Source organism: Enterobacter cloacae complex sp. 2022EL-00981 (genome assembly GCF_028737495.1).
GTDB classification, from domain to species: domain Bacteria; phylum Pseudomonadota; class Gammaproteobacteria; order Enterobacterales; family Enterobacteriaceae; genus Enterobacter; species Enterobacter cloacae.
The window spans coordinates 240,161-252,329 of the sequence record NZ_JAQZRK010000001.1 but is presented as its reverse complement, the minus strand read 5'-3'; the positions used below and the strand labels follow the sequence as shown (position 1 = coordinate 252,329).

6 protein-coding genes are annotated in these 12,169 nt (G+C 59.5%); 2 read left to right on the top strand and 4 right to left on the bottom strand.

Annotated features, from left to right (window positions below; translation table 11 throughout):
- Positions 1 to 1,398: a NarK family nitrate/nitrite MFS transporter gene (locus PUZ33_RS01205; protein ID WP_013096255.1), complete on the bottom strand. Its 1,398-nt coding sequence runs from the start codon at positions 1,396 to 1,398 to the stop codon at positions 1 to 3.
- A gap of 309 nt (positions 1,399 to 1,707) precedes the next feature.
- Here PUZ33_RS01205 and narX point away from each other — a divergent pair, with 309 nt between their 5' ends.
- Entirely contained in the window at positions 1,708 to 3,504 is a 1,797-nt protein-coding gene (gene narX / locus PUZ33_RS01200; protein WP_013096254.1) for a nitrate/nitrite two-component system sensor histidine kinase NarX, read from the top strand.
- Complete coding sequence (gene narL / locus PUZ33_RS01195; protein WP_003856701.1) at positions 3,497 to 4,147, top strand: two-component system response regulator NarL; 651 nt, start codon at positions 3,497 to 3,499, stop codon at positions 4,145 to 4,147. The genes narX and narL overlap by 8 nt, the downstream gene beginning before the upstream one ends.
- A gap of 3 nt (positions 4,148 to 4,150) precedes the next feature.
- Here the strand turns inward: narL and PUZ33_RS01190 are convergent, their stop codons facing one another.
- The 3 genes from PUZ33_RS01190 to nirB all read right to left on the bottom strand — a co-directional run bounded on the left by PUZ33_RS01190 (position 4,151) and on the right by nirB (position 12,158).
- Entirely contained in the window at positions 4,151 to 5,557 is a 1,407-nt protein-coding gene (locus tag PUZ33_RS01190; RefSeq protein ID WP_047023005.1) for a YchO/YchP family invasin, read from the bottom strand.
- 137 nt (positions 5,558 to 5,694) lie between these two features.
- Positions 5,695 to 8,172: a nitrate reductase gene (locus PUZ33_RS01185; RefSeq protein WP_252107545.1), complete on the bottom strand. Its 2,478-nt coding sequence runs from the start codon at positions 8,170 to 8,172 to the stop codon at positions 5,695 to 5,697.
- Positions 8,169 to 12,158 carry a nitrite reductase large subunit NirB gene (gene nirB, locus PUZ33_RS01180; RefSeq protein WP_072203560.1) on the bottom strand — a complete coding sequence of 1,330 codons (3,990 nt, stop codon included), beginning with the start codon at positions 12,156 to 12,158 and terminating at the stop codon, positions 8,169 to 8,171. The genes PUZ33_RS01185 and nirB overlap by 4 nt, the downstream gene beginning before the upstream one ends.
- Positions 12,159 to 12,169 lie beyond the last annotated feature (11 nt).

Below are 12,169 nucleotides of genomic sequence, written 5' to 3'. Positions count from 1 at the left end.
TTACTTATTTTTCTTGGAATTACGGCCATATACCAGCCACGTGATGGCGACACAGGCGATATAGAAAACGAGGAATACTTTCATTGCTCCTGCCGGGGAGCCGGTCAGGTCCAGAGAGATCCCGAACGCTTTTGGAATAAAGAAGCCACCGATAGCGCCAATCGCGGAGATAAAGCCCAGCGCTGCCGCCGTATCCGTTGCCGCTTCGCGCATGGCCTGCTCTTCGCTACCGCCCTGCGCTTTCACGCGGTCCATGGTCAGCTTACGGAAGATGACGGAGATCATCTGGAAGGTAGAAGCACTTCCCAGCCCGGCCGTCAGGAACAGCACCATAAACACGCCGAAGAAGGCGATGAAGTTACCGCCCTGTCCGTCGGCTGGCAGGGTCAGGAACAGCAGCGCACAGAAGACCGCCATCACAACGAAGTTAATCAGCGTCACGCGGGTCCCGCCCAGACGGTCAGAGACCATGCCGCCCAGCGAACGCGCCAGCGCGCCAATAAACGGTCCGAAGAAGGCGAACTGCAGAATTTGCACCTCCGGGAACTGGGTTTTCGACAGCATGGCAAAGCCCGCAGAGAAACCAATGAACGAGCCGAAGGTCGCCAGATAGAGCAGCGCCATCACCCACAGGTGGCCGCGTTTCAGCACCGGCAACTGCTCGCTCAGGGATGCCTTCGATGCAGACAGGTCATTCATAAAGAACCAGGCCGCAAGGGTAAAGACCACAAGGAACGGTACCCAAATCCAGGCCGCGTTTTGCAGATAGAGGGAAGAGCCATCTGCCTGCGTCACCCCACCGCCGCCAAACGCCGCGAAGATAGAGACGGAGATCGCCAGCGGTGCAATCAGCTGCATTACGCTGACGCCCATGTTACCCAGGCCGCCGTTAATCCCCAGCGCACCGCCCTGCTTCGCTTTCGGGAAGAAGAAGCTGATGTTTGCCATGCTGGACGCGAAGTTTGCGCCCGCAAAGCCGCAGAGCAGAGAGATGATCACGAACACGCTAAATGGCGTGGAGGTGTCCTGCACCGCAAAACCGAGCCACACGCAAGGCACGATCATGATACCGGTACTGAACGCCGTCCAGCGACGGCCGCCAAAAACCGGCACCATGAACGCGTAAGGCACGCGCAGCAAGGCTCCCGACAGCGACGGCAGCGCGGTCAGCATAAACAGCTGATCGGTGGTAAAGGTAAATCCGACCTTAGGCAGGTTCACCGCTACCGCGCTGAACAACATCCATACGCAAAACGCTAACAATAAACATGGAACGGAAATCCACAGATTTCGGCTTGCGACACGGTGGCCGCGCTGCTGCCAGAACGCCGGATCTTCCGGACGCCAGTCAGTTATAACGGCACCATTTTCCCTTTCGGGAGCGGATGTGTGACTCATAGACACCTCTGATTCTCGAATGATGCTGCAAACATTAGGGTTTTAGGGCGGCGGTAAGTTGATATAAATCAAAGGAAAAGTGGGAGGATTTGCGGCGAAAAAAAAGCCATCATCCTTAGTGAGTAGAGTAAAACGGTAAAAAAGACGTGGTTTTTCACAGAACTGACGTCTCGCTGTCCATTCCTCCCCCTGAGCCTTACCCCATTGGCAATTTAGAGGTAATCCTTTATTGGTATGGGTATACTCCAGGGTATGCACCAGAATAACGCCATTCCTGCAAGCAGGCCACGTCAGGAGCCCGGCAACTCTATGTTAAAAAGATGTTTATCTCCGCTAACACTCGTCAATCAGGTCGCCCTGATCGTTTTGCTGTCCACCGCCATCGGCGTGACCGGCATGGCGATTTCCGGCTGGCTGGTACAGGGTGTACAGGGTAATGCCCATGCCATCAACGAGGCAGGCTCACTACGCATGCAGAGTTATCGTCTACTGGCATCGGTGCCGTTAACCCAGGACGATCAGAAGCTGCTGGACGATATGGAACATACCGCTTTTAGCACCGAACTGGAAAGTGCCGCGATTCGTGCCGGTCAGGAATCCCAGCTTAAAGCCCTACAGGGCTACTGGCACACTCAGCTGGAGCCGGGGTTAAAGCAGGCGAAAAATCCTGATACCGTTGCCCATGATGTCGCCGGGTTCGTTTCCCGCATCGATACCCTGGTCTCCTCTTTCGATCAAACCACCGAATTACGCATCGACCGGGTGGTGATGATCCACCGGGCGATGGCGCTGTTTATGGGGCTGCTGCTGATTTTCACCATTGTCTGGCTGCGCGCCCGGCTGCTGAATCCCTGGAAGCAACTGCTGGCGATGGCCCGCGCGGTGACTGCCCGGGATTTTACCCAGCGCACCCACATCAGCGGACGTAACGAAATGGCGATGCTGGGCCAGGCGCTGAACACCATGTCAGATGAACTCGCCGAGAGTTATGCGGTACTGGAAAAACGCGTACAGGAGAAAACCGCGGGGCTGGAGCAGAAAAACGAGATCCTCTCGTTCCTGTGGCAGGCTAATCGCCGCCTGCATATGCAGGTGCCGCTGTGCGAACGTCTCTCCCCGGTCCTTAATGGCCTGCAGAATCTGACCCTGCTGCACGACCTGGAGCTTCGGGTGTACGACATGGAAGATGAAGAAAATCACCAGGAGTTTACCTGTCAGTCAGACATGACCTGCGATGACAAAGGCTGCCACCTGTGCCCACGCGGCTTACCGCCGCTGACCACCAGCGGCACGACGCTAAAATGGCGGCTGACAGACAGCCACACCCAGTACGGTATTCTGCTGGCGACCCTGCCCGCCGGGCGTCATCTGAGCCACGACCAGCAGCAACTGGTGGATACGCTGGTTGAACAGCTGACGGCCACGCTGGCCCTAGACCGCCATCAGGAGAAGCAGCAGCAGCTAATCGTGATGGAAGAGCGCGCCACCATCGCCCGCGAACTCCACGACTCTATCGCCCAGTCGCTCTCCTGTATGAAAATGCAGGTCAGCTGTCTGCAAATGCAGGCCGCAGAAATGCCGGAAAGCAACAAAGCGCTGCTGAGCCAGATCCGCAACGAGCTGAACACCTCCTGGGTACAGCTTCGCGAACTGCTGACCACCTTCCGCCTGCAGCTCACCGAGCCCGGCCTGCGCCCGGCGCTGGAAGCAAGCTGCCAGGAATTTAGCGCCCGACTGGGGTTCCCGGTGAAGCTCGATTACCAGTTACCGCCTCGTTTTGTGCCTTCTCATCAGGCCATTCATTTACTGCAGATCGCCCGCGAAGCGCTGAGCAACGTGCTAAAACACGCTGACGCGACGGCGGTCACCGTTACCGTTAGCCAGCACGATAATCAGGTGAAGCTCACGGTTCATGACAACGGCCGCGGCGTGCCGGAAAATGCCGAACGGACAAACCATTACGGTTTAATTATCATGCGAGACCGCGCCCAAAGCCTGCGCGGTGATTGCCAGGTTCGTCGGCGAGAAACAGGTGGCACAGAAGTGGTTGTCACCTTTATCCCCGAAAAACCCCTCACAACTATCCAGGGAGAAACCCATGACTAATCAGGAACCGGCATCCATCCTGTTGATTGACGACCATCCGATGCTGCGTACTGGCGTAAAACAGCTGGTCAGCATGGCACCTGATATCACCGTGGTTGGCGAAGCCAGCAACGGTGAACAGGGTATTGAACTTGCCGAATCGCTTGATCCTGATTTGATCCTGCTCGATCTGAACATGCCAGGCATGAACGGTCTGGAGACGCTCGATAAGCTGCGTGAAAAATCGCTGTCGGGACGCGTGGTGGTCTTCAGCGTCTCAAACCATGAAGAAGATGTGGTCACGGCGTTAAAACGCGGTGCAGACGGCTACCTGCTGAAAGATATGGAGCCGGAAGATCTGCTCAAGGCCCTGCAACAGGCTGCCGCAGGCGAAATGGTACTGAGCGAGGCGTTAACCCCGGTGCTGGCCGCCAGCCTGCGGGCAAACCGCGCCACCTCCGACCGCGACGTCAGCCAGTTAACCCCGCGCGAGCGCGATATTCTGAAGCTGATTGCCCAGGGTCTGCCGAACAAAATGATCGCCCGTCGTCTGGATATCACCGAAAGCACGGTCAAGGTGCATGTGAAACATATGCTGAAGAAGATGAAGTTAAAATCCCGCGTTGAAGCCGCAGTGTGGGTGCATCAGGAACGCATTTTCTGAGGATTACTCATCCGGGAGTAACTTCCAGCGCGGGTCGTCGTCAGGTAACGCGACAAGCGGCTGAACCACAGTAAGCGTGATCTCATTGGATGAGACGCGCTGTCCTTTTTCATCTTCAACCACCGCCGACAGGTGCCAGCGGTTCTTCGCCCCGTCACTGTCATCCCAGGCAGGCATAATCACACTCCAGCCATCGCTGCTGTGCGTGTTGGCCGGTGCGGTCAGGCTCAGTGCCTGGGTATCGCCCTGCCAGTGGATCTGCCGAATACCGTGAGTGCTGCGTACCTGAAGCTTGAGCATCACGGTCTCGCCCCCTTTCAGATCCCACGGCGGGGTCGCCAGCCAGACGGAGAGCGTTTTGCGCTGGCGGAACTCCATTACCGGCAGGTTATCCCGCTCCGGTGAATCATAGCGACTGCCGCGCAGGGAGCGCGTGGCGGCAACTTCGCTGGCGGAAAGCTGCCTGGCAAGGGGCACACCAAAGCGGTAGTTGAGCTTAAGCCCGAGGTTGTTCTGACTCGCACCGCTCTCCCCCTGCTTATGCGCCGCCGTCAGGGTGACCAGCGGAACAGGCGTATAGTTAAGCCCCAGGTTGACCGCCACCGGGTTGTGATAGCCGGTTCCACTGTTGAACAGGTCAACGTTGTCACCAAAGTACTGCTCAAAGCTGACGCTGGTGTTGAAATGATGAAACCACGGCAGCCAGGCTTTAGCGGTCACGTCATAGCCACGCGCCATGCGCTGCTCCTGCACGTCCGAACTCTCGCGCCAGCTGGCCAGCGGTTGATAGTAATTGGCAGACAGACGCAGATTCTCGCCCCACGCCTCCGCACCCAGCCCGGCACGCTGCAGGTTTTCATCAAGCAGGTTATCGTAAAAGGTGTTGTAGCCGAGCAGCCATTTTCCGGCAACCCAGCGCTGACCGATGCCGGCATTGCTCACCAGGCCGTCACTCTGCTGCGTCAGCCCCAGCTGGCTCCAGCTCAGGTAACGGTTGTTATCATTCCAGGGGATGAACCAGCTCCCGCTGCTGCCGTTAAAGTTCCCCTCGTCATCCACCAGTAAATTGACGCTGGCGTTGCCCCAGGGCGAGAGCCAGGACTCAATCTGCTGATTCACCTCGCCGCTCACCGCGTCACGCACCTTACCAAACGCGAACTGACGCGCCTGCTCGCCGGTGGTGAGGCCGTTATCGGTCATACTGGCTTCGCCAAAGGCTTTTGCCATTTCGGCCAGGTGCTTTTCCCCCTCGTCTGTTGGCGTCGCCATGCCGAGATCGGGCAAACTGTCCCCGTTGTTATCAAAGGGGTTTTCTGCCTGATGCATAAAGGAATTCGGGGCACCGTGAACGGCACCCGCCGTAAGAAGTGGGAGTAATAACAGAAAGCGAATGCGGGACGATACAGCCATCAACGTCGTAAATAAGAACCTGTGTTTATGAGGCAACGCTTTTAATGTTAACGCGATAAGCTGTGAAATGCAGTCTTAGCGCAAATTTCAGGAATATCCTGAACATTATTGTCGCTTTACCCGACACTATTAGACCATTATCCAAACAGCCCTTTCAGCTCCGGCACGCAGGAGCCGCAGTTGGTGCCACACCGTAGTTTCGCCCCCAGCGCGGCAACGGAATCGCACCCGCCGACAATCGCCTCCCGTATCGCATTTTCCCCGACGCAGTAACAGCTGCAGATTATGCGTCCCGGATCGACACTCTCCCCCACGCCCGCGCCGTTCAGGAGCGCATGCCGCTCCGCAAGCGTCTCTGGAGCCCGACGAAAAGCCTCTTCAATAGTCACATGCGCCAGCGCTGGCAACGTAGTCCCTTCCCAGAATCCGAGCATCAGCTCGCCGTTATGCCATGCCAGTACGCTGCTGCGCGCATCCGTCCGGGCAAGTTGCAGCTGCCAGCCCTGCTGTTCAGCATACTCTTTCACCCACGGCATCAACGGTTCGTCAGCCGCCACCGTCAGGCGTGATGCTTTGCGCCACCAGTGTACCGAAGGCGGCAGTTCCGGCAGCACACGGGCATACAGCTCTCCCTGCCATTCAGGCTGCCATGGCATGATCCTGACGGCGGTCTGTTTACTCTCCGGCTGGCCAGACTGCGGATCGCAGCGCCCCTCCACCAGCGTATTGACCTTTCCCTGACGGGCAAACTGCGCATTCCAGTGCATGGGCGCGAATACTTCACCTTCCCTTTGTCCATCGTTGATACGTACTTTTGCCACCATCACTCCACGCGGAGAACTGATCCGTGCCAGTTGCCCGTCGCAAAGGGCGAAACGCGCGGCATCTGCAGCGCAGATCTCAACGCAGGGCTCAGAGATATGCTGCATCAGCCCGGGAACATATCCCGTACGGGTCATGGTATGCCATTGATCGCGGATGCGTCCGGTATTCAGCAGCAACGGATATAACGCATCTGGCACCGCGCCGTGCGGACGCGGGTCAACGGGCACCACATTCCGGTGGGGAAAATCGCCCGCCGCCCACTGATAAGGCTCAAGCTGATCCCAGTCCTCACGGGTAAGCCCCGCCAGCGCATGCAGATTAAACGCCCGTGCCCCGTCATTCTCAAACGCCGACAGCGCCGCATGTTCACAAAAAATCTCCTGCGGATGTTCCCAGGCAAAGGCCTCACCATAGCCCAGCTGTTTCGCCACCTGGGCAACAATCCACCAGTCCGGTTTTGCCTGGCCCGGGGCAGCCAGAAAGGCGCGCTGGCGCGAAATCCGCCGTTCGGAGTTGGTGACCGTACCGTTTTTCTCTCCCCAGCCCAGCGCCGGGAAACGAATATGGGCGTAGCGGCTGGTGTCGGTCTCCTGCATCACCTCAGAAACAATGACCAGCGGACAGTTCGCCAGCGCCTGGCATACCGCGTGACTATCCGGCAGCGAGACAGCCGGATTGGTGCCCATGACCCATACCGCCTTTACCTCACCGCGGGCAATGGCGTCAAACAGCTCAACGGCCATCAGGCCCGGCGTTTGCGCCAGCCGTTCGGTTCCCCAGAAACGTGCCACCCGCGAGAGATCGTCCGGCTCGAAGTTCATGTGCGCCGCCAGCTGATTCGCGAGGCCACCTACTTCCCGTCCCCCCATCGCGTTTGGCTGGCCGGTCAGCGAAAACGGCCCGCAGCCCTGACGGGCAAATTTCCCGCTGGCAAGATGGACGTTAATGATGGCGTTGCACTTGTCGCTGCCGCTGGAAGACTGGTTGATCCCCATGGTGTAGAGCGTAATGGCACGCGGCGCCGTGAGGAACCAGTCGTAAAACGTGGCAATCTCCTGTGCATCAAGACCACAAAACCCGGCCACGCGGGTAATCGGCCAGTCGTCGGTACCCTGGATCAGGTTGAGCAAACCGACAAACAGTCCGGCGTCACTGCCGGGCGCGAGCGCCAGATGCAGGTCGGCGATATCACAGGTGGCGGTTTTACGCGGATCGATCACCACCACTTTCATTTGCGGATTGTTTTGCCGCGCCTGAACCAGCCGCTGATAAAGCACCGGATGCGTCCATGCCGCGTTTGAACCCACCAGCACCACCAGATCGCTGTTCTCCACGTCCTCATAGCTACACGGCACCACATCTTCGCCAAATGCGCGCTTATAGCCTGCTACCGCCGACGACATGCAGAGCCGCGAGTTGGTATCGATGTTCGCCGCGCCGATAAACCCTTTCATCAGCTTATTGGCGGCGTAGTAATCCTCGGTGAGTAGCTGGCCGGAGGCGTAAAACGCCACCGCCTGCGGCCCCCAGGTGTCGATAATCGCCCGCAGCCGCTCGCCGGCCGCGCTTAACGCCTGCGGCCAGTCCACCTCCAGCCCGTCCACCACCGGGTGCAGCAGCCGCCCCTGCAGGCCCGTGGTTTCACCTAACGCCGCGCCTTTGACGCACAGCCGTCCAAAACTGGCGGGATGGCGTTCATCGCCGCGCACCATGACCTTGTCGCCCTCAACCCGGGCCACCACGCCGCAACCGACGCCGCAGTACGGGCACGTTGTTCGGGTTTCATTCATGATGCCTCCGCACGGACCAGCAACGCGTCGTTCCTCACCCACACCTTGCCGTTTTCGATTTTCACCGGCCAGGCGCGCACCGCAGGCTCACCGTTATCCACCTGGCAGCCGTCGCGCAGGCGAATACGCTGTTTATAGAGCGGCGAGATGACCACCGGCTCACCCGCCGCATCGCCAAGAATACCGCGTGACAGCACGTTCGCATCGCTGCCTGGCTCCCGATCGTCAAGGGCATAGACCGCTTTGCCAAAGCGGAACAGCGCGATCGGCTTACGCCCCAGCCGGGCGCCGATCCCCGCCTGCTCCGGGATTTCATCCAGACCGCAAATTTCCTGCCAGCGTTTGCTCTCTTCCGTCGCCGGACCGTTCACCGCCGTGCGGAACAGCGCCAGACGGTTCGGATCGTTAAGCGTGGTCTGCCATTCACACTGATACGTTTCCACCACACGGGCCATCTCCTGCTCCAGCTCCTGCGCAATACCGAGGCTATCGTCGAGGATCACCTCCCGCAGATAGTCTAGACCGCCTTCAAGGTTGTCCATCCAGGTGCTGGTCCGCTGCAGGCGATCCGCCGTGCGAATGTAGAACATCAGAAAACGGTCGACGGTACGGATCAGCGTCTCTTCATCCAGATCGCTGGCGAAGAGATCCGCGTGTCGCGGCTTCATGCCGCCGTTGCCGCACAGATAGAGATTCCAGCCCTTGTCCGTGGCGATCACGCCGACATCTTTGCTTTGCGCCTCGGCACACTCGCGGGTACAGCCGGACACCGCCATTTTGATTTTGTGCGGCGCGCGCAACCCCTTGTAACGGTGCTCCAGTTTGACCGCAAGACCAGTGGAGTCCTGCACGCCATAGCGGCACCAGGTTGACCCGACGCAGGATTTCACGGTCCGCAGGGATTTACCGTACGCATGCCCGGTTTCAAATCCGGCCTCCACCAGCGCCTGCCAGATCTCCGGCAGCTGCTCCAGCGTGGCACCAAACAGGTCAATACGCTGGCCGCCGGTGATCTTGCTGTACAGCCCGTAGCGCTTTGCGATCTGCCCGATAGCAATCAGCCCGTCGGCCGTTACTTCCCCGGCGGGCATTCGCGGAACGATGGAGTACGTTCCGTCCTTCTGAATATTGGCAAAGTAGCGGTCGTTGGTGTCCTGCAACGGCAGATGCGCCGGTTTCAGCAGGTATTCGTTCCAGCAGGAGGCCAGCACTGACCCCACCAGCGGTTTACAGATCTCACAGCCGTGCCCCTGGCCGTAGCGGCTAATCAGCTGGTCGAAGGTACGAATATGGTTGACCCGCACCAGGTGATATATCTCCTGACGTGAGTACGGGAAGTGCTCACAGATATCTTTTTTCACCTCCACGCCCTGCTCAGCCAGCTGGAACTCCATCACCTGTTTCACCAGCGCGCTGCACCCACCGCAGCCGGTCGCCGCTTTGGTGCACTGCTTGATGGCACCGATGTCCGTCGCACCGACGCTTACTGCCTGGCAGATATCACCTTTGCTGACGTTATGACAGGAGCAGATCTGCGCGCTGTCCGGCAGCGCCGCCACCCCCAGCGCTTTTGGCGCGTTACCGGAGAATGCTGGCAAGATGAGCGTTTCAGGCTCTTTCGGCAGGCTGATTCCGTTAAGCATCATCTGCACCAGCGTGGCGTATTCGCTGGCATCCCCCACCAGCACGCCGCCGAGCAGGGTTTTGTTGTCATGGCTGACGACAATTTTTTTATAGATTTGCTGCGGGCCGTGGGTCCACTGGTAGCTCAATGCCCCCGGCGTACGGCCATGGGCATCCCCAAACGAGGCCACGTCCACGCCCAGCAGCTTAAGTTTGGTGCTCATATCCGCGCCGGTGAAGGATTTCTCCTCACCCGCCAGCGTGGCCGCCGCCACGCGTGCCATCTGATAACCCGGCGCCACCAGGCCGAAGATTTTACCTTCCCACAGCGCGCACTCCCCGATGGCGAAGATGTCCTTATCTGAGGTCTGGCAGGCGGTATCAATGCAGATCCCGCCGCGCTCGCCGATCGCCAGGCCGCTGCTGCGCGCCAGCGCATCCTGCGGGCGGATCCCGGCAGAGAAGACCACCATATCGGTGTCCAGCTGTTCACCGTCGGCAAAACGCAGGACCAGTCCATCGTCGGTGGCCGCAATTTCAGTGGTGGCTTTGCTGGTGTGAACCCCGACGCCGAGCGCTTCAATTTTTTTACGCAGCATCGCCGCGCCGTCGTTGTCGAGCTGTACCGCCATCAGGTTGGGGGCGAATTCCACCACGTGGGTTTCAAGCCCCAGCTGTTTGAGGGCGTTGGCCGCCTCCAGCCCGAGCAGGCCACCGCCAATGACTACGCCGCGTCGGGATCCCTTCGCATGCGCGGCAATGTTATCGAGATCGTCCAGCGTACGGTAGACAAAGCAGCCCGGCAGCGTGTTGCCCGGCACCGGCGGCACAAACGGATACGAGCCGGTCGCCAGCACCAGTTTGTCCCAGTGGATTTCGTGACCGCTGGCGGTACGCACCACGTGCGCGTCGCGATCGATGGCGATAATTTGCTGCGACAAACGCAACTCTATGCCGTGTCTGGCAAAGAAATCGCCCTCCACCAGCGAGAGGGACTCCGCGCTGCGGCCGCCAAAATACTCTGAGAGATGTACGCGGTCGTAAGCGGCATAACGCTCTTCGCCAAAGACGACAATCTGGTATTGCTGATGCAGATTGCGGTTTACGCAGTCTTCAAGAAAATGGTGGCCGACCATACCGTGCCCAACCACCACCAGAGTAGGTTTTGTCATAGCGTTCTGTCCTGCAACCTGCGGTTGCGTCGTAGTGAATCGATCGAACAGCCAGTCCACGTGTGCGGGCGCAGCCGTTGCCAGTAAATCGGTAAATGTTGCCGCGCTGCGGCAATCTCCCATCAGCAGTACGCCAGCCAGCGCACCGCGATGAATCAGTAAGCGACGGTAGTGACGGGTCAGCGGATCCCACGCGTCCCAGACCGTATCCTCCGGTTGCGCCGTTACGCGCCCGGCGCTGAAGAGCTCCACACCGGTGACCTTCAGGCGCATCCCGCTGTCGGTATGGGCAAAAGGCACAGGGGCGTCCCCTGCCAGCCGGGCGGCGAGAATGTCCGCCTGTGTCAGGCAGGGGGCAACCAGGCCAAACGTCTGACCGTCGATTTCGCAGCACTCCCCAATGGCGCTGATAGCCGGGACGGAGGTCCGCATCTGCTGGTCGACCACAATGCCACGGGCGCAGCGAATACCGCTGGCGCTTGCGAGGGCGATGTTGGGCTGTACGCCAGTGGTCAGCACCACGCGCGCAGTATTAACCCGGTGTCCGTTGAGCAGCGTCACTGAATCCGGCGCGATTGCCGCGATCCCGGACGACAGCTCGCAGCGCACGCCTCGCTCCGCCAGCGCCGTCTCCAGCAGCAGCCCCGCCTGCCGATCCAGCTGTTGTTCCATCAACCACGGTCCACGATGCACCAGCGTGACGTTGTCACAAGTTTGTGCCAGCGCCGCTGCCGTCTCAACGCCCAGCACGCCACCGCCCAACACCACCGCTGGCCCCGGGATCTGCGCAATGGCTCGCGTATCCTCAAGGCGGCGGAAGGTAAAGACGTGTGGCGCATCGCCCCCGGGGATCGGCGGCACGAACGGTATCGACCCGGTGGCGAAGACCAGTTCATCCCACGCCAGCGTGGTCTGCGCGGTACGAATTTCCCGTTTCGCCACATCCACGGCGAGCACCTTTTGCCCCCTGAGCACCGTGACGCCGCGCTCGCGGTACCAGGCATCGTCCTGCAGGCGGATCTGTTCCGGACGTTTTTCCCCACCCAGCACCGGCGAAAGCTGGATGCGGTTGTACGCATGCTCAGGCTCCTCACCCAACACGGTGATCGCGAAGCGGCCAGGCGTACGCCCGGTCAGCGAGGCAATCAGCCGTGTCGCTGCCATTCCATTGCCGATAATGACCAGTCGCATCGTGGTGCCCC